18 protein-coding genes and 1 tRNA gene are annotated in these 18,189 nt (G+C 63.1%); 9 read left to right on the top strand and 10 right to left on the bottom strand.

The window, feature by feature from the left end:
• Positions 1-350 precede the first annotated feature (350 nt).
• The 4 genes from SynA1544_RS01120 to SynA1544_RS01105 form a co-directional block, all read right to left on the bottom strand.
• On the bottom strand, positions 351-506 hold the full coding sequence (locus tag SynA1544_RS01120; RefSeq protein ID WP_255477674.1) for a hypothetical protein: 156 nt from the start codon (positions 504-506) through the stop codon (positions 351-353).
• Positions 507-543: 37 nt separating this feature from the next.
• A complete protein-coding gene (locus SynA1544_RS01115; protein ID WP_186514535.1) occupies positions 544-1,827 on the bottom strand; it encodes a hemolysin family protein in 1,284 nt (427 codons plus the stop codon).
• A gap of 13 nt (positions 1,828-1,840) precedes the next feature.
• A tRNA-Ile gene (locus tag SynA1544_RS01110) sits at positions 1,841-1,913 on the bottom strand.
• Positions 1,914-1,925: 12 nt separating this feature from the next.
• Positions 1,926-2,426: a hypothetical protein gene (locus SynA1544_RS01105; RefSeq protein ID WP_255477673.1), complete on the bottom strand. Its 501-nt coding sequence runs from the start codon at positions 2,424-2,426 to the stop codon at positions 1,926-1,928.
• A 56-nt stretch (positions 2,427-2,482) separates the two neighbouring features.
• Between SynA1544_RS01105 and pyrE the strand changes: the two genes are divergently transcribed.
• Both pyrE and SynA1544_RS01095 read left to right on the top strand, forming a co-directional pair.
• The gene (pyrE, locus tag SynA1544_RS01100; RefSeq protein WP_115161203.1) at positions 2,483-3,055 is read left to right on the top strand and encodes an orotate phosphoribosyltransferase; all 573 of its coding nucleotides are present in this window, start codon (positions 2,483-2,485) and stop codon (positions 3,053-3,055) included.
• Entirely contained in the window at positions 3,052-3,846 is a 795-nt protein-coding gene (locus SynA1544_RS01095) for a glycine cleavage T-protein (protein WP_186514533.1), read from the top strand. Before pyrE ends, SynA1544_RS01095 begins: the two co-directional genes overlap by 4 nt.
• On the opposite strand, the gene SynA1544_RS01090 is transcribed toward SynA1544_RS01095, so the two are convergent.
• Positions 3,828-5,303, bottom strand: a complete 1,476-nt coding sequence (locus SynA1544_RS01090; protein ID WP_186514532.1) for a TM0106 family RecB-like putative nuclease — start codon at positions 5,301-5,303, stop codon at positions 3,828-3,830. The two genes, SynA1544_RS01095 and SynA1544_RS01090, sit on opposite strands and share 19 nt — an antisense overlap.
• 53 nt (positions 5,304-5,356) lie before the next feature.
• On the opposite strand from SynA1544_RS01090, the gene SynA1544_RS01085 reads away from it, so the two are divergent.
• The 6 genes from SynA1544_RS01085 to SynA1544_RS01060 all read left to right on the top strand — a co-directional run bounded on the left by SynA1544_RS01085 (position 5,357) and on the right by SynA1544_RS01060 (position 12,319).
• Complete coding sequence (locus tag SynA1544_RS01085; RefSeq protein WP_186514531.1) at positions 5,357-6,820, top strand: phosphoglucomutase/phosphomannomutase family protein; 1,464 nt, start codon at positions 5,357-5,359, stop codon at positions 6,818-6,820.
• Complete coding sequence (rdgB, locus tag SynA1544_RS01080) at positions 6,817-7,398, top strand: RdgB/HAM1 family non-canonical purine NTP pyrophosphatase (protein ID WP_186514530.1); 582 nt, start codon at positions 6,817-6,819, stop codon at positions 7,396-7,398. Before SynA1544_RS01085 ends, rdgB begins: the two co-directional genes overlap by 4 nt.
• A 69-nt stretch (positions 7,399-7,467) precedes the next feature.
• Positions 7,468-8,505, top strand: a complete 1,038-nt coding sequence (locus SynA1544_RS01075) for an SAM-dependent methyltransferase (RefSeq protein ID WP_186514529.1) — start codon at positions 7,468-7,470, stop codon at positions 8,503-8,505.
• Positions 8,505-9,560, top strand: coding sequence for a Glu/Leu/Phe/Val dehydrogenase dimerization domain-containing protein (locus tag SynA1544_RS01070; protein WP_186514528.1), 1,056 nt, complete (start codon positions 8,505-8,507; stop codon positions 9,558-9,560). The genes SynA1544_RS01075 and SynA1544_RS01070 overlap by 1 nt, the downstream gene beginning before the upstream one ends.
• Positions 9,557-10,747 carry an FAD-dependent oxidoreductase gene (locus SynA1544_RS01065; RefSeq protein WP_186514527.1) on the top strand — a complete coding sequence of 397 codons (1,191 nt, stop codon included), beginning with the start codon at positions 9,557-9,559 and terminating at the stop codon, positions 10,745-10,747. The genes SynA1544_RS01070 and SynA1544_RS01065 overlap by 4 nt, the downstream gene beginning before the upstream one ends.
• Positions 10,748-10,765: 18 nt before the next feature.
• Positions 10,766-12,319: a BCCT family transporter gene (locus SynA1544_RS01060; RefSeq protein ID WP_186514526.1), complete on the top strand. Its 1,554-nt coding sequence runs from the start codon at positions 10,766-10,768 to the stop codon at positions 12,317-12,319.
• A 12-nt stretch (positions 12,320-12,331) separates the two neighbouring features.
• Here SynA1544_RS01060 and SynA1544_RS01055 read toward each other — a convergent pair whose 3' ends face one another.
• The 5 genes from SynA1544_RS01055 to fabI all read right to left on the bottom strand — a co-directional run bounded on the left by SynA1544_RS01055 (position 12,332) and on the right by fabI (position 17,187).
• The gene (locus SynA1544_RS01055) at positions 12,332-13,033 is read right to left on the bottom strand and encodes an SIMPL domain-containing protein (RefSeq protein ID WP_186514525.1); all 702 of its coding nucleotides are present in this window, start codon (positions 13,031-13,033) and stop codon (positions 12,332-12,334) included.
• A 112-nt stretch (positions 13,034-13,145) separates the two neighbouring features.
• Positions 13,146-14,207 carry a hypothetical protein gene (locus SynA1544_RS01050; RefSeq protein WP_186514524.1) on the bottom strand — a complete coding sequence of 354 codons (1,062 nt, stop codon included), beginning with the start codon at positions 14,205-14,207 and terminating at the stop codon, positions 13,146-13,148.
• 29 nt (positions 14,208-14,236) lie between these two features.
• Positions 14,237-15,706, bottom strand: a complete 1,470-nt coding sequence (locus SynA1544_RS01045) for a carotenoid oxygenase family protein (protein WP_186514523.1) — start codon at positions 15,704-15,706, stop codon at positions 14,237-14,239.
• Between the two features lie 60 nt (positions 15,707-15,766).
• Positions 15,767-16,375 (bottom strand): imidazoleglycerol-phosphate dehydratase HisB, encoded by a 609-nt coding sequence (hisB, locus tag SynA1544_RS01040; RefSeq protein WP_186514522.1) that lies wholly within the window; start codon positions 16,373-16,375, stop codon positions 15,767-15,769.
• 29 nt (positions 16,376-16,404) lie between these two features.
• Positions 16,405-17,187: an enoyl-ACP reductase FabI gene (gene fabI, locus SynA1544_RS01035; protein WP_186515396.1), complete on the bottom strand. Its 783-nt coding sequence runs from the start codon at positions 17,185-17,187 to the stop codon at positions 16,405-16,407.
• 83 nt (positions 17,188-17,270) lie between these two features.
• Between fabI and SynA1544_RS01030 the strand changes: the two genes are divergently transcribed.
• Positions 17,271-18,182 carry an FAD-binding domain-containing protein gene (locus SynA1544_RS01030; protein ID WP_186514521.1) on the top strand — a complete coding sequence of 304 codons (912 nt, stop codon included), beginning with the start codon at positions 17,271-17,273 and terminating at the stop codon, positions 18,180-18,182.
• Positions 18,183-18,189: the final 7 nt, after the last annotated feature.

The following is an 18,189-nucleotide window of genomic DNA, read 5'->3' as shown; positions in this document are numbered from 1 at the left end:
CATTTAATCGTTGAGCCGTGAAAGGTTAAAATCACAAGGTGCGCAATACACGCAGCAGCAAAATAGTCTGGACCCAAAATGAGCAAAAGCTTTATTTTTTAACTCAAAGGCTAAGAATTCAAGCAGTTCGAAGTTAGCAACACCCCCTCCCAGAAGAACAATGCCCACCTTACAAAATTTGATACCAGGGCCCACAAGCTATCAATACCGCTAAGTGAAAGCAGAGGCAATTCATCAAGCCACAAGGATCAAAGAGCCGCTCCCTTCACAAGAAGAGATATACAGTTATCAATATGAAAGGCGCAAAACTATAATTTCGCCCAAGGCTTTTCAAACTTGTATCTAAAATCTCATTTAATACCCCAAAGAGACAGGAAAGGCTGTTTTTTTGGCCAAGAAGCAGAGTCATCATCCCGCAGAAGGCTGAGCACCCGCGCGTGGTGCCAGCCCATGTTGCCGATGCCGATCACCCCGACCTTGACTGGGACCATGGGGTCGGGAGACATCAGCGCAGGCGGTCGATTGGGGGAAGACTATCGGCCTTCAGTCGGATTCATCCTCTGAGCTGGGGAGAACAAGCCGGACCCGCTCGATCCGCGGCCCTGCCATGGCTGTGATCTCGAACTGCAGACCGTTGAAATGAAGCCCTTCCCCCGCGGACGGAATGTGCTGGAGCCGCTCCAGCAGGAAGCCCGCCAGGGTGTGATGGTCATCGGCCTCGGGCAGATCGAGATCGAGCTGTCGATTGAGCTCGAAAATCTCCAGGTCTCCGGCCACCAGCCAGGCACCGGGGCAGTCCTTCTCTTCGATCAGATCCGGTTCATCGGTCTCGGCGGGATCCTCATCACCAACGATTTCTCCGGTGAGATCAGCTGCGGTCACCAGACCCTCGGTGCCGCCGTGCTCATCCACCACCAGCAGGAGCGGCTGACCGCTGCGGATCATCGGCAGCAGTTCCGCCAGCGTGCAGGTCTCCAGCACGGGCACCGCAGGCTGGAGATACGGCTCGAGCAACGAATCGGCCTGGAGCTCACCCCGTGCGATCGGTTCGGCCATCTGACGCAGATCCAGCACGCCACGCACGTCATCCAACGAGTGGCCGATCACCGGAAAGCGGGCATGACGGGTGTGGTGCACGGCCTCCATCATTTCCGCAAAACGAACCGTGGCCGGCAGAGTGACCATCCCAGAGCGCGGCACCATCACCTCCCGCACCTGGGTGTCCCGCAGGGCGAAGACACCTTCCAGGATGTTCTTCTCATCCGGGAACAAGCCCGTGACCCGTCCAGATTCCACAAGGGTTTCCAGCTCACCAGCGGAAAGGGCTGGCACCAGCACATCCCACTGGGGAGCCAGGCCAAGCAGGCGCATCAACAGGCCCGCCAGCGCCTCAAGCAGATTGAGCAGTGGGGCCAGGCATCGCATCACCACCTCCAGCAGCGGCACCAGGCGAAGCGCCGAGGATTCCGGACGGTTCAACACCCAGGCCTTGGGCAGCAAACCAGCCACCAGCGTGGCCAGCAACACGATGCTGAGGAACAAGGCTGTGTCGCGCCAAGCGACACCCACAGACCCATCCGACCAGAGCCGCCCCCCCAGACCACGGCCAGCCCAGCCAAGGGCCACCAGAGCAAGCGTTGCACCCAGTTGAGACACCAGCAGAGCGCGCCGCAGGCGTCGCTGAAGACGCTGGATGGAACGGGCCCCGGCCTGCTCTTCCTCAACGAGCACTTCAACGCGACTGGGGCGTAACCGCAGCAGGGCCACCTCTGCAGCCGCGAAGAAGGCCGGCAGAATCAGCAGAACAGCCAGCAGAAGAAGCCGCATCAACAGGGGGGAATGGGGGTCGCGAGGATCGAACTCGCCTTAGGCGAATTATGAGTTCGCTGCATTCACCAGATTGCTAGACCCCCATGGGGAGAGTGTTACCACAGGGGAGTCACGCCGGGGAAGTGATCGTCTGAGGGCGCATCCTGCACGGCTTCGATGGTCTCGGTGGCCGCCAGGCTGCCGTTGAAACCGCTTGAGATATCCATGGTTCGCATCGGCAGCGGCGGACTCTGCTCCTCCAACAGCGCTCCCGTCGTGTTCTGAAGTGCAGACCCATCCCAGATCAGGGTCTGGTCGGGGAAGCCGAATCCCATCAGCCGATTCCCCTCGATGCCGCCAACTGCGATCCCCAGAACATCGGTCAATTGATGCAGGGGGTCCACGCCCCGGGCCATGGGCGAGGTCCAGGTGTAGAAGCGACGGTTGACCAGCTCACTGGCGGTCTCCGTGGGGTGGCACACCGTGACTTCGACGGGAGCACCACCACTGCCGGGCATAGGCGCCTCAACATTGGTGGTGCAGACCAACGGACCCGCCAACAACGATGGGCCTGCGAGCAGGAGCAGGCTCGAACCAAAGAACGACCGCAGCAGCACCAGATGAATCAGCTCTAAGCGCAAACTAAGGACATCTGCGAAGCGCGGCCAGCCCCATGCCTGAATCGTCGAGTGTCCCGACTGAGCGGGAGCAACTGCTGAACCGTCTGGCCACCCTGGCCTACCGACGCGGAGACTTCACCCTGGCTTCAGGCCGCAAGAGCGAGCACTACGTGAACTGCAAACCCGTGAGCCTGAGCGGTTCCGGTCTGGCGCTAATCAGCCGGGCGATGCTCACCCACGTGGAGGCCGATGCGCTGGCCGTGGCTGGTCTCACCCTCGGAGCAGACCCACTGGTGAGCGGTGTTGCCATGGCCGCCGCCGACCGAGGTCGGGAGCTTGATGCGCTGATCGTGCGCAAGGAAGCCAAAGGCCACGGCACCGGTGCCTGGCTGGAGGGTCCGCTCCCTGCCCCCGGGGCACGCATCACCGTGCTGGAAGACGTTGTCACCACAGGAGGCTCATCCCTCAAGGCGGTTCGGCAGCTGCGCGACGCCGGCTACAAGGTGGAGCGGGTCGTCACCATCGTCGACCGGGAAGAAGGGGGTGACGCTGCGATGACGGCTGAAAATCTTGAACTGATCAGCCTGTTCAAGCTGTCTGAAATCGCCGCCTTCACGCCGGCATGAGCAAGTTGTTTTGGGACACCCAGGCTCCCTGGCTGCGCTTGAACGGCAGCGGAGCACGCCAGTTTCTTCAGGGGCAGACCAGTGCTGACCTCAACGCACTCGAATCCGGGGATTTGCTTCAGACCTGCTGGCTGACTGCAACGGGACGCTTGCGGGCCGTGCTGGAACTTCGTTTCGATGCAGAGGGGGCCGATGTGATCGTTCTGGCGGGAGAGGCCTCTGCCGTTCACGCTGGATTTGATCAGGTGATCTTTCCAGCCGATCGGGTTCGCCTCCAACCCCTGGGCCAGTTGCGCCGACTGCAGTGGCTGGAGCCCATGGCTGCAGCCGTGTGGTGCGATCCGGATGCGGCCCTCCCGGAGCCCTGGGCATCAGGGGAAGCAGCCACCGCGACGGCTCTGGAGCAATGGCGGCTTCAAAGCGGATTCCCCCCGGGACCCGGTGAACTCAATGGCGAGACCAACCCCCTGGAGCTTGGGCTCATCGCTCAGGTCAGCACAGAGAAAGGCTGCTACCTCGGCCAGGAGACCATGGCCAAACTCATCGGCCAGGCAGGGGTGAAGCAACAGCTGCGCTGTTGGAGCTGCCCCAGTCCGCTGGCGGCCGCCGCCAAGCTCACGCTGGATGGCGAGCGAGCCGGGGTGATCACCAGTGCGCTCGAACGCGATGGCACTTGGCTTGGGCTGGCCCTGGTGCGCCGCCAGTGCCTGGCCAATCCAACGCTGGAAGGTCCCAACGGAGAACAGCTCCAGATCCGTCAACCTGAGGCGTTTCAGGATCCCGACGCCTGATCCTGTTCAAACAACCAGTCGGCTACGGCCCAGGTGGCCAGGCAGTCGTCGCGGTTGTAATCGAAGATCCAGCGCAGCCCGTGCCTGGTGCCGCGTCGATCGGGCCCCTCCCCCTGCCACTGCCGCCACCAGAGCAGTGCCCTTGCCCCATCCACACCGGCCTGACTCCATTGAAACCCCTGCCAAACAGCCACGGCCTTGAGGCCATAACTGGCCAGGGGTAGGCGCCAGTGATGTCTGACCCGGGCATGCACATCCACCAACCGCTGACGAAGCTGCAGCACCTCGGCCTCGGCAGCACCCTGGCGCTCAGCCATACGCCTTAAGGCCAGGCTTTCTGTCTCCCCGTAGTGGAGGATCGGCCAACCCCGATAGCGATTCAGCAACCGTTGCAAACGGAGCCAGCAACGGGCTTCACCATGCTCCGCCAGAGCCAGGATCGGGTGATACGCCACGGATGTCAGATCCCAGTTTCCGCTCTTGGTTCTGGGCAACACCAGAAAACCGTGAAGGAAGTCGTGACGGGCGTCGGGATCGGATTCGATGTCGTAGAGCAGCACACCAAGACAGTCCTGCAGTTCCGGCAGCGCCGCTGAGGCATCCAAACGCTCCACCCGTCCATCCCGCTGCGCCCGGGCCTGAGCCACCAGGGATGCGGCCACCTCACCATGCTGATCCCCAAAACGCTGCAGCTGCTCGGCGAGCTGCAAGGGATCAGCTGCGGCCAGATCGGACAAGCCGCGGATCCCAAGCTCCAGCAACATCTCGCGCCGCTTGGCCCCGATGCCACTGACCTCGCTCAGATGCCCTTCCTCCGCCGCCACGGAATTGCAGGCGACACGCCAGCTGCAAAGTGAGCACTTGCGCCGGTCAGCGGCCAGCGGAGGAGGAACCGGGCGCTCGAGGTCAGAGCGTAGTTTACGCAGCCCCTCCGACAGCTGTCGGCGCAGACCACTGGAGAGATGCAGCCGCTCCTGTTCCAGGCGCCGGCCACCACCGCCAAGCACAAGCATCGACGGAACGTCCCCCTGCTGATGCTGCTCAAGCAACAGGGCCATCAGCGCCAGCGGCAGCTGATGTTCCCGGGTGGTGCGGCGGCCCTGACGGGCCAGCACCGGTTGATAGGCGAAGTCACCCCAGCGGCTCTGCCCCTTGACCCGCCGCAGCAGTGGAGGGTGTGCCTCCAACGGCTCACCGGATGGGCCAAGCCCCTTCAGGCGCAGACCCACCACGGCCTCGGCTCCGGCAGCACAGGCGGCGATGCCATGGCCAGGCTTGCGGGGCAGCAAGGCCACAAAACAGCGCTGCTGGTCGTCCAGCAGGAGATTGCGATGGGCCGTCCAACGCCGCTCGGCAGGATTCCCGTGGCGATCGAGCCAGGCCTTGCGACGGCAACGCAGCCAACTGCGCAGCAACCGATCGGTGAGGACGTTGTCGGCAGGCGGGGTGTCACCCATGCGCCGACCCTACGGCTGCCAGCTGCTAGATCCTCTAAAGTACAAACTATGCCATGGCATCGGCTCACCTCCCCTTAAGCCCAGCTCCGATCAAGTTCGGCACCGATGGCTGGCGCGGGATCATCGGCGTGGACATCACGGTGGAGCGGTTGTTGCCGGTTGCCGCTGCCGCTGCCCAGGAACTGGCGCATCGCGCCCCGGAAGGTCTCAACAGCCGAACGGTGGTGATCGGTTACGACCGGCGCTTCCTGGCCCCCGAACTGGCGGAAGCCATCGCCGCCGCGGTGCGGGGTTGTGAACTCGAACCCCTGCTCACCGACACCGCGGTCCCCACGCCGGCCTGCAGCTGGGCCGTGGTGGAGCGCAAGGCCCTGGGGGCGCTCGTGATCACCGCCAGTCACAACCCGCCGGAATGGCTGGGTCTGAAGATCAAAGGGCCCTTCGGTGGATCGGTCGAGGGAGACTTCACAGCCGCAGTCGAACGACGTCTGGCCGCCGGCGGCATCACAGCACCGATCAAGGCGGACGTGCCTCGCTTTGATGGACGCGGCGAACATCTCGAGGGGCTGCGCCGCAAGCTGGACCTCACTGCCCTGGTGCGTGGCCTCAAGGCCATCAACCTGAAGGTGATCGTCGATCCGATGCACGGATCAGCCGCGGGGTGCGTAACGGAGCTGCTCGGCCCTGACGCCTCTGGCGTTGTGGAGGAAATCCGCAGCGATCGCAATCCCTTGTTCGGTGGTCATCCGCCGGAACCCCTGGCGCCCTATCTCGGGGAGCTGATCCAAGCGGTGAAGGCCTCAACCGCCGCCGGGACCCCTGCGGTGGGACTGGTGTTCGATGGCGATGGAGACCGCATCGCCGCCGTGGATGAAACCGGTCGGTTCTGCAGCACCCAGCTGCTGATGCCCCTGTTGATCGATCACCTGGCCCGAGCCCGCCAGCTGCCGGGCGCTGTGGTCAAGACCGTGAGCGGCTCGGATCTGATGCGGCTGGTGGCGGAGGCCCAGGGACGCAAGGTTCTGGAGCTCGCGGTGGGCTTCAAGTACATCGCCGCAGAGATGCTGGCCGGGGATGTGCTGATCGGCGGAGAGGAATCCGGTGGCGTGGGCTTCGGCATGCACCTGCCCGAGCGGGACGCCCTGTTCGCGGCGATGCTGGTGCTGGAAGCCCTGGTGGAAGGGAAGCAACCCCTGGGTGCGCGTCTGGATGCACTCCAGCAACAACATGGAGGCAGCAGTCACTACGACCGACTCGACCTGCGCCTGGCCGACATGGAGGCACGCCGACGGCTCGAGACGCTGCTGGACCAGAGCACGCCCTCGACCATCGCCGGCGCAGACGTGCTGGAAGTGATCAGCACCGACGGGATCAAACTGAGGATGGGGCCGAACCACTGGCTGATGCTGCGCTTCTCCGGCACGGAACCGCTGCTGCGGCTCTACTGCGAAGGGCCGGATGCCGAGCGGGTGAACGAGGTTCTCGCCTGGGCCCGACAGTTTGCGGAGGCCGCATGAAGACCCTTGTGATCGCCAGCGGCAACGCCGGCAAGATTCGTGAATTCCAGGGTCTGCTGCAGGCCCTGCCCGTCAGCGTGCAACCCCAGCCAGAAGGCTTGGAGGTGGAGGAGACGGGCACCACCTTTGCCGCCAATGCCCGGCTCAAGGCTCAAGCGGTTGCCTCCGCCACAGGGGAATGGGCCCTGGCCGACGATTCAGGCCTCAGCGTTGATGCGCTTGATGGCGCTCCGGGTGTTCACTCCGCCCGCTACGCGCCAACAGATTCAAAACGGATTGCGCGGTTGCTGAAGGCCCTGAACGGCTCAGACCAACGCCAGGCCTATTTCTGCGCCGCGCTCTGTGTCGCCGGCCCAGACGGCACCATCTTGCTGGAGGTGGAAGGCCGCTGCGACGGCTTGATCACGGCCCAACCCCGGGGAGATCAGGGTTTCGGCTACGACCCGATCTTCGAAGTTGCTGGAACCGGCCGCACCTTCGCGGAGATGCCGTTGGCGGTGAAAAAGCAGCACGGCCACCGCGGCAAGGCCTTCAGCCTCCTGGAACCCAAGTTGCGCCAGTTGCTCGAAGCAAGCTGAAGAAGAACCTGGGAGACAAAGGTCCTCGGGGCATGGTCTGTACGGTGAGGCCTGCCGCTGACGAGGTCCATGGCCATCGCCATGACCACGGGTTACAGCGCGCAGACCGAAGGGGCTCTCCTCTGCATTGAAGCCGCTTCGGACTGGGCCTTGACTTGTGTAGATGAACTGGCTGTCGCTGACAGCCATGTCCTGATTGATTACGGAGCTGCCGATGGCGGCACCGCTGTTGGGCTGTGGAATCAGGTGCTGGATCGCCTGCATGCCAATCAGCCGAACGCCCACCTGACGCTGATCGGCAACGACCTTCCGAGCAACGACAACATTGCTCTGGCCAACAACCTGGCCCTGCAGATCCCACGGCATCCGAAGCCAACGGTGCTGGTGAGTGCCCGCAGCTTCTACGAACCCTCCGTGGCGCCGAACAGCGTGAGTTTCGGTTTTTCCGCTACGGCCATGCACTGGCTGAGCGCCTCCCCCGGACCGCTGGAGAGCCACACCCATGTGCTGGCCTCCAGTGATGGCGAGGCCCTTCAGCGCTTCACCGCCCAGGCGATGAAGGACTGGAACCACATCCTTGAACTGCGCAGCCGCGAACTGAAGCTGGGCGGCCGCCTGCTGACGGTGAACCTCTCCCGGGATGAAGCAGGGCTCTATCTCGGGCACAACGGCGGCGAAACCCGCAACGTGCACGACCAGCTGCACCAGATCTGGCGGGGCATGGCCGAGGAAGGCCTGATCAGCCAGGAGCAGTACAAACAAGGCACAGTTCTGAACTTCTACAAGTCCCCCGAGGAGTTCATGGCTCCGCTGAAGGACGAGAAGAGCGCCGCTTACCGCAACGGCCTGCGGCTGGTGGACGAGCGCACCGTTTACGTGAAGTGCCCTTACCGTCGCCGCTGGAACGAGAACGGCGACACGGCGACTTTCGCCGCCGGCTTAATGGCGACAATCCGCAGCTGGAGTCGCCACAGCTTCGCCAGTGCTGCCGGGGACACCGCTGCAGACACGGTGTACGAGCGGCTGCAACAGCGCATCGCCGAAACCCCCAGCGAGTGGAGTCTCGACTACGTCGAACACCACCAGATGATGGAGAAGGTGGCCTGATGAGCAGCGACAAGAAAACAGCGCCGACCGTGTCGGTACTGGCAGAACACGTCTCCGACCACCTCTCGGTGTTTGTCGTAGCGGAAGACACCGACGCCAAGCGCCCCGCCAACGGGGGCCTGCGCTTGCTCAATTACCCGAGCGACGAAGCCTGCATCGCTGATGGACAGCGGCTGGCGGGGTTGATGACCCACAAGCACGATCTTTACGGCACCGGTTTCGCTGGAGGCAAGATCGTTGCCCGGGCCGCAGAACCCGATGCGGTCAAGGATGAACTGATCAGCGTCACCGCCGAGCTGCTGGAGTCGCTCGATGGCGCCATGATCACCGGTTGCGATCTCAACACCAGCCTGGAGGACATGGAGCGTCTGACGGCGCTCACACCGCATGTGCTGGCGGCGGTCGGCAGCCCAGTAGACGCCAGTGCCGCCACCGCCCATGGCACCCTCGGCGCCGTGGAGGCAGTGCTGGAGAAAGACCTCAAAGACGCCATTCCCGGCCGGGCCCTCGTGCACGGCTGCGGTGCCGTCGGCGGAACGGTGGCCCGTCATCTCGTCGATCACGGCTGGACGGTGTTCACCGTGGATCTGGATCGCGAGAGAGCCAGTTTTCCCGGCGCGACGCCGCTGCCGGAGAGCTGTGCCTGGTGGGAACTGGACCTCGACCTGGTGCTGCCCTGTTCCATCTCCGGGTTGATCAACGCCGAAATGGCAACGGCCTTGAAGACCCCCGCCGTGGTTCCTGCAGCCAATGCCCCCTTCCAGCAACCGCAATTAGCAGACGACCTGCGTCGCCGCGGTGTGCGGGTACTGCCTGACCCTCTTGTGAATGCTGGCGCCGTGATCGCCGATTCGATCGAGCGGTTCTCCCCCGATGCCTGGAAGGATGCAGGCGCCACGGACGTCTATGCCTTCGTACGCGATGAGGTGCGCCGGCGGGCAAGCGACTATCTCAATCAGCGCGAACAGGGTTTATCGGTTGGGGCCGCCCTCGAGGAAGTGGCGGCGACACCCTCCACCGATCCCATCGGCCTCAGCTTTGGAGAGAGCGAATGAGCACGCCCTCCTCACTGCCCAGCCGCGCAGCGGTCGTGATCGTCGGCGGCGGCATGGCGGGCCTGAGCTGCGCTGCATCCCTGGCACGCCGCGGCGTGCGCGATGTGGTGCTGCTGGAGGCCCAGACCCTGGCTCACGCCAAGGCCAGCAGCTACGGCGAAACCCGGATGTTCCGGGAGATGTATTCCGACCCGGTGCTCTGCCGTCTGGCCCAGGAGGCCAATCGCCTCTGGCGGGAAGAGGAAACTCACGCCGGCGAGCAGCTGAGAGAGACCCACGGCCTGCTCTTCTACGGCGAAAGCTGGGATGAGGAAACGATCGAGGGATCGATTCCCGGGGCCCGACGGGTCATGGACGATCAGGGAATCCCCTATGAGGCCCTCAATGCTGAACAGATCGCTGCCCGTTTCCCGCTGAAGCCGAAGGCGGGTTTCACTGGCCTGTTCGAACCCACCGCCGGTGCCGTGCGCAGCGACAAAGTTGTCACCCACTGGATCAATACCGCCCGTAACGCCGGCCATCGGCTGATCGAGCACTGCCCCGTGGCCGGACTCGATCCCGATGGTGGAGGCGTCACCCTGCAGAGCGGCGAGCACATCGCCGCAAGCCAACTGGTGGTGGCCTGCGGGATCTGGAGCCAACTGTTGCTGGCCCCCCTCGGCTTGGCACCGAAACTGGAGGTGTGGCCGATGCTTTGGGCCCACTACACCGTCAATCCAGCACTCGCTGATCGCTACCCCCAGTGGTTCTGCTTCCAGCAAGAACAAGGCGACGATGGTGGCCTGTACTACGGCTTCCCCGTGTTGAGCCAAACGGCGGATGGCCGGCCCCGGATTAAGGCCGGTATCGACTGGGCCCCACAAGAACTGCGGGTCGCCGCACCCAACGCCATGGTCACCGAGCCACCAGCCCGACTGGTGGAGCTGCTCGACACCTTCCTGTTCAACGAATTGGAGGGAGTTCAGGAGCGAGTCGAGACCGTGATCAGCCCGTACTCCATGGCCAGCGATGTGAACTTCGTGCTGGATCGGCTCAGCCCGAAGCTGAGTCTGTTTGCGGGGGGATCCGGCCAGGCCTTCAAGTTTGCTCCGCTGATCGGCGATTCCCTGGCACGCCTCGCCAGTGGCGAACAGCCTGCAGTGGATCTCACCTGCTGGAGCCACCAACGCGACGCCGTCCGAGCCTGACCTCTCACCCCTCATCCGATGTCTGACAACCCCGCAAACCAGCGTTCCTGGTGGCAACAGCCCCCTCTTTGGGTCGGCGCCATCCCCCTGCTGATTTTTCTGTTGGTCTCGGCCATCGACCTGGCTCTGGCCAAGCATTTCACTGAAACCGGCAAAGCCGTGATCAGTGATGCCCTGGGGGGAGTTTGGCAATGGATGGTGGTGCTGCTGTTTCTGATCGCGCTGATCCTTGCCATCAGCCCCATCGGCAAACTCCGGCTTGGCGGAGCGGACGCCAAGCCGAGCTTCAAATTCTTCGATTGGTGCGCGGTGCTGATCTGCACCCTGCTGGCGGGAGGTGGTGTGTTCTGGTCCGCTGCCGAACCGCTGTATCACTTCCAGACCCCATCCCCAGTGTTTGAAGGGGTCGAAGGCAGCACAGCGGCAGCTGTGGATCCCGCCCTGGCGGTGAGTTTTCTGCACTGGGGCTTCCTCGCCTGGGCCCTGGTGGCCACCACCACCACGATCACCTTCTCGATCCTGGAACGACGCGGTGAACCCCTGCGTCCCCGCACCCTGCTGGTGAACATCGTGCCGCGCAGCTGGGTGGATGGTCCGATCGGTCACCTGGCGGATGGGTTGTCTGTGGTGGCCGCCATCGCGGGCACCGTTGGCCCCTTGGGCTTCCTCTCGCTGCAGCTCAGCAATGCCGCAGGGCAACTGCCCTGGCTCACCGACAGTGCCGGCCTGCAATCCCTGGTGGTAGTGCTGCTGACGGCCGTCTTTGCAACATCCACCGTCAGCGGCATTCAAAAAGGCATCAAGTGGCTTTCGGAGCTCAATGTGTGGCTCACCCTGGCCATGGCGGCGGGCCTGCTGCTGTTGGGCCCAGGCCTCTGGCTGATTCAGCACTTCTTCAGCGGCTTCATCACCTACCTGATCCATCTGCCGCAGATGGCCCTCACACCCAATGCCGTGCCGTCGAACTGGGTGAATGGCTGGACGGTGTTCTACTGGGGCTGGTTCCTGGGCTACGCGCCCTTGATGGGGCTGTTCACCGCCGGCGTCAGCCGAGGTCGCAGCATCCGTGAACTGGTGCTGGCAGTAGCCATCCTTTGTCCGATCGTGACCAACCTTTGGTTCACCCTGCTGGGAGGCACCGGATTGCATCTGGAGTTGGCCGGAGGCGGCATCAGCGAAGCCCTCGCCCAAAACGGAGCCGCCGCTGCACTGCTGACCATCCTCAGCCAGCTGCCCCTGGCCGGCCTGCTGATTCCGATCGGCCTGCTGCTGGTGGTGCTGTTTATGTGCACCAGCGCCGACTCGATGAGTTACGCCGCGGCCATGGTGGTGAGCGGCCGCAACGAGCCCCCTGCTCTACTTCGCCTGTTCTGGGCCTTGATGATCGGCAGTCTCACCTTGGTGCTGCTGCGCATCGGCACGGGCCTGGGGGACAGCACCTCCATCGACGCACTTCAAGCCTTCATCGTGATCACCGCGGTGCCGGTCACCCCGCTGGTGCTGGCAACCCTTTGGTCAGCGCCAAGGCTGGCCTGGAAGGAATGGCGGCGGGGCACGGTCACTCCGCAGTGATCCCGATGCCAATCAACGCAGGCAGTAATCCAATTTGAGGGTGAGGCTCTGACTTGGCTTGGGAGCCTCCGCAGGCTTGAAGCTGGCCTCCCCCATGCGTGCAGCCATCGCCATGGGCCGATAGGTCGATCCACGCTGGTCAATTAGCAACAACTCCACCTTGCGCAGGCCGAGAGCCCGAGCTGTGGCCTGGGCGTGACGTTGCCCCGTCTCGAGAGCTTGTTTCAGCAACTGATCCGCCAATGAGGCGCGGCTATCGCTCGACGCCAAGGATGTCATTCCCTGCAGTCGAACCCCCGGCAAACGACCTGCGGCCTGGATCAGCGCGTCGTAATGGTCACGGCTCACCTCGCCCGTGATGGTGGTGCTCGCCCGCTCCAGCCGTGGTCCCGACGTGCCTCGCCCAACGGAGTAGCTGCGGGGTGCAGGGATCGTGAGCCGGCCTATCGCCAGGGGCTGAATGACCTGACGCGCCTCTGCCAACCGGGCGTTAAGGGCGCTCATCGCAGCGTCCTTACTGGCATGTTCAGCGTCGAGCCCGAGCGAAAAGCGAAAACGATCACTGCGGCTGGTGCCACGCTCATTCACCTGGATCTGAAGCAGGGTGCCATTGCAAACGCGCTCTGCAGCCAGCAGCGGGGATGGCGCCAAAACATTGAGCCCGAGCAGAACGGGCGCGACGACCTTCGCAGCGCTCCAGAAACGAGAAGTCATGCCGAGTCTTCTGTTGGGATCTCCATGCTGGCGAGCTTGGAGCGGCAAACTCTGCTTAACCATGACCGGCCTGTGTCAAGCCGTGACTGACCCGGGAGCCCACCCGTCGCGCTCAGATAGCGGCGTCGTACAGAGCAAAAAAACGACGCCGCAACAGCCAGGGGAAACGCAACTCCCGCAGCACACGGACCATGAGACCGCGCATCTCCTTGCGCTCCGTCTCGCTCTGAGGCCCTGCGTATACGCGTTGCGCGGCAGGCCTCACGGGGAAAAGACTTTTCCAGCTGACACCCCAGTGCTGCTGGGCAAAAGCTTCGTTGGAGCTGGCGTAAAAGGCTGAAACCCGGTCTTGAATCGGTTGATCGAAGCCGTCAAATTTCTCCCGGTCCCAACCGAGCTCGATGGCGAGATCACGGATAACCTTGCCCTTCCGCTTAAGCACTTCCGGGTCGAACCCTGTTTCCACCATCAAGCGACGGCAGAGGGCCGACATCCAGATCCCCCGGGCCCCGGGCTGAATGTTCTGCTTTGAGGAACGGCCCGCAAGCCAACCCTGTTCACCCGCAGGCTTCTCCAGATCAAGGCCCTCAACCAGGGCCAGAAAAGGATCCGTGATCGCCACCTGCTTCGACAACGGTAGAAACAACGTCGCAATCGCTGGGAAGCGACTCAAAACACGAAATTTGGATGGATAAGCAATATTCCATGAGTCAGAATCGTGCATAATGTATTCACAATATTGCTCAAAATCGGGGGTTTCACGAAATCTGCGCACCCTATGTGCATAAACAGAATTCAACCAGGACTGCTGGTCACGGACGAAGTAACTGACGCCTAATTTAAACCCTTGCCGCTCAACAAGGGCCTGCAATTTACCCAAGACAGTTCGACTGAGGATCCGATCATCCAAAGAGGAACTGCTGAGCAAAACCCTGTTCAGCGAAGAAGGCAGCGTGGCAAGAACCTCCTCAACAGGGCCATAGTCCTTTTCAGCAACGGCATTGGCAAGACGGTTGTTGTCACCATCCATCAACACACCCTGAGCAGCGAGATGATCCCGGTTTTGACGGAGCCGCTCGGTGACGTAACTGCTTGCTGCCTTGTGAGGTCCGGCATGGATCCACAGCATCCGCTCGTCACGATTGATCTGCGGACGCGTGAATGACGTTGGCACCCGTGAGGCCTGCGAAAGGCCTCAACGTATCAGCGTTGGGGTGCCCAGCTCCCGTGCAATCCATGGGGAACAGCCAACGGCAGCTCCAGCACCGCCACCTCAGTCAGATCACGGGCATCGAGGATCACCAAGTCGGATGCGGAGCGGGCCCCGTTCCACACCAGGTCCAGCACCCAGCCCTCGTCTTCGGCTTCAGCACCGGGACGACGCACCATCAACGGCTCACTCACAAAGCCCCTGGGCGCCGCACTCCAGGTGTGGGTCGCCCCGGAGTGCAGATCAAGTTTCTGGATGGCCTGCAACGGATCGTTGCCCGTCTCCCGCTCAGCCACCGCCATCCAGGCGAAGCAGGCGCTGCGGCCCTGACGCTCGGGGTTGACCATGGCGAACTCACAGGTGCGCTCGCTGATCCGCTCGGTCTGCACCGATTCACGACTGAGATCGAGGCGGCAACGGTGCAGGATCCCCTCCGGCACCGTGTCGAAATTCACCTCAGCGAAATCCTCATCGGGTCCGATGGATGGGAAATCGTCGTAGACGATGCTCTCCACCACAACGTGATCACCGTCCTCGAACGCGTTGAGGTGATGGAAGACGAAGCCATCGGGGGCTTCGAGGATGCGGGGCTTCTGGCCAGCGAAACGACCGGAATCCCGGGGAATCAGCCAGAAACGCCCCTTGCCGCCGGGTTGAGATGCCAGGCACTGGGCCGCACCCTTTTCGCCAGTCACAAACGGCAAGGGATTGAAGGCGATGGCGTTCTGGAGGAAAACCGCCCAGTTGGGGGTGATGGCGAAATCGTGGAGGAAGGCAAACCCGGGGAAGCTGTCGGAACGGTCGTGCAGCAAGGCGCCGGCCTCAGGGCCATCGGTGGCGAACTCCATCAGGCGGATGGTGCTGCGGGGCCCGGTCTTGACCCCGAAGGTGACCATGCAGGGTCGGCCGTTGTGGCCGGGGTCGAAGCGGGGGTGAGCACTGAAGGCCTCGCCCTTTTTCAACACTCCATCGAGGCGTGAAAGGCCGCGAGTCTCCAGGCTGCGCGGATCGAGCGCATGGGGTTCCGCCGCCTCCCAGAGGGCCAACAGCTGATCGCCCAGACGCACCACGTTGGTGTTGGCGATGTTCTTCAAGCGCAGGTCAAAGGCGTTGGCCAGCCGACCACCGGGCTTCTGGCTGCCGAAAACCCCGCGGTAGAGCACCTTGCCGGCCTTCTCCTCCGCCAGCCAACCCTCAGTGCGCACAAAACGGTTGCTGAGGGAGACGCTGCCGTTCTCAAACCGCATCGCCGCGATCATGCCGTCGCCATCGAAGGGGTGGTGCACCCGATGCCCATCCCGCTCAAGCCGTCCAGGTCCATTGCGATAGAACGTGCCCTGAAGCTCCATCGGCACCGTTCCACGCACCGGAGTCAGCTCTACGTCAGTCAGTTCCTCCTCAACATTGACAAAGGAACTGGCCCAGTCGCTGCGGTCATAGCTGCGGGCGGGGGCAACGGTCACGGGCGAACGATCAACGTTCGTCCATCTTCTCGTAACGGACTGTGAAGCGCGCGGTGGGCCTCAGCTGGCGCCGGCCTGCTCCAAGACACCTTTGCTGCTGGGGATCGCGCCGGCCCGGCGGGGATCCACCTCCGTGGCCATGCGCAGGGCCCTGGCAAAAGCCTTGAAGCAGGCTTCCACGATGTGATGGGAATTGACGCCGTCCAGCTGACGGATGTGCAGTGTCAGCCCGCTGTTGTTGACCACCGCCACGAAGAACTCCTTCACCAGCTCGGTGTCGTACGTGCCGATCTTTTGGCTGGGAATCTCAAGGCTGTAGCTGAGGTGGGGGCGACCGGAACAATCCAAGGCCACCTGCACCAGGGCCTCGTCCAGCGGTGCCACGAAGTGACCGAAGCGGTGAATACCGCGCCGGTCCCCCAGGGCCTGGGCCAGGGACTGCCCCACGGCAATGCCCACATCCTCATTGGTGTGGTGATCATCGATGTGGGTATCTCCCACCGCCTTGATCTCCAGGTCGATCAGGCCGTGGCTACTGATTTGATGAAGCATGTGGTCGAGAAACGGCACACCGGTGCTGGCCTGGCACTGGCCGGAGCCATCGAGATCCAGACGCACCTTCACATCGGTTTCACCAGTGACCCGATGGATGTCTCCCTGGCGTGCCATCACTCGACCTTCAGTTCCCTCATCGTGCCTCACATTCCCGTGACGCAGTAGCCCGCATCCACATAAATCGTCTGTCCGGAGATTCCGCTGGCCAGGTCACTGAGCAGGAAGGCAGCGGTGCCACCCACCTCCATCTGGGTGACGGTGCGGCGCAAGGGAGCCTTCTCCTCGACGTTGTGGATCATCTCGAGGATGCCGCCGATAGCTGAGCTAGCCAGGGTGCGGATCGGACCAGCGCTGATGGCATTGACGCGCACTTGCTTGTCGGGACCCAGCTCTGCAGCGAGGTAACGAACGGACGCCTCCAGAGCCGCCTTGGCGACACCCATCACGTTGTAGTTAGGGATCGCCCGCTCAGCACCGAGGTACGAGAGCGTGATCACGCCAGCCTTCTCGCTGAACAGCGGCTTGGCATGGGCACAGAGGGGGGCCAGGGAGTAGGCGCTGATGTCGAGGGAACGGGCGAAGCCTTCAGGGGTGGTGGCGCTGTAGTCACCGATCAGCTCTTCCTTGCCTGCAAAGGCCAGGCAATGCACCAAACCATCAAGAACGCCCCACTTCTCCTTGATCTCGCCAAAGACCTCAGCCATCTGGTCGGCATCCTGCACATTCAGAGGCAGGAAGAGGCTGGGCTCGAGGGGCGCGGTGAGTTCACGCACCTTGGCCTCAAAGCGGCCCTTGTCGTCGGGCAGGTAGGTGATGCCGAGTTCAGCACCGGCCGCCTTGAGCTGCTGAGCAATGCCCCAGGCGATCGAACGGTTGTTGGCGATGCCGGTGACGAGAATCTTCTTGCCGGTGAGATCAAGCAGCATCAGGACAGACCGGAACGGGTTGAATTCGCGCGATTCTCCCCCATCCCCCGCCAAGATCACCGCTCCTTTGCTGACGAAGGCCGGTGCCCAGCGCTGCGTCACCCCCGATCAACGGCGACCTGCCACGGCAATTCGCCTCACGCGATGCGCTGAATACCCTGTTGGCGCAGCAGTTCCCAGGGGCGGAAGGGGAGCTCAGTCCGATCCGTGGTGGGCGTGAGGCAGCCGAAGAGAAGCTGCGGCGCATTGACGCAAGGCGCTACGCCAAAAGCCGAAACCACCTCAAGGGCGCAGTGACCGGGCTGTCGCCCTACATCCGCCACGGCGTGCTGAGCCTCGCGGAGGTGCGCGATGCCGTCTTTGCACGGATCCGCAACCGCGATGAAGGCGGAAAGTTGATCAACGAACTCGGTTGGCGCGACTTCTGGCAACGGATGTGGCTCGACCTGGGTGACGGGATTAACAACGATCAGGAACCGTTCAAGACGGGCCATGACGCTGGTGCCTATTCCCGGGAGCTGCCGGCCGATGTGCGCGACGGGAGCACGGGGCTGGCCTGCATGGATGGCTTCCGCGATCAACTGGTGAGCACCGGCTGGCTGCACAACCACGCCCGCATGTGGATGGCCTCCTGGCTCGTGCATTGGCGACGGGTGCACTGGAAAGCCGGTGCCGACTGGTTCCTGGAGCACCTGCTGGATGGCGATCCGGCCAGCAACCATCTGAGCTGGCAATGGGTGGCCAGCACCTTCAGCCACAAGCCCTACTTCTTCAACCGCGGCAACCTGGAGCGCTACAGCGACGGGCAGTACTGCGACGGCTGCCCCAGTGCCAACTCCTGCCCCTTCGAGGGCAGCTACGACCAACTGGAGAACCAGCTGTTCGCTCCGATGCCAGCCATCCGAGACAACGGCAATGACCGAAACCAGCAACGCAACCGCCAACGCCGGAACAGCGGGGGCGCCAGTGCCGCCCTGGCCCGTCCCAAGCGATAAGCAGGAG

Origin of the sequence: Synechococcus sp. A15-44, assembly GCF_014280115.1 — a bacterium.
Lineage (GTDB): Bacteria > Cyanobacteriota > Cyanobacteriia > PCC-6307 > Cyanobiaceae > Parasynechococcus.
This window is presented reverse-complemented; position numbering and strand designations above follow the sequence as displayed.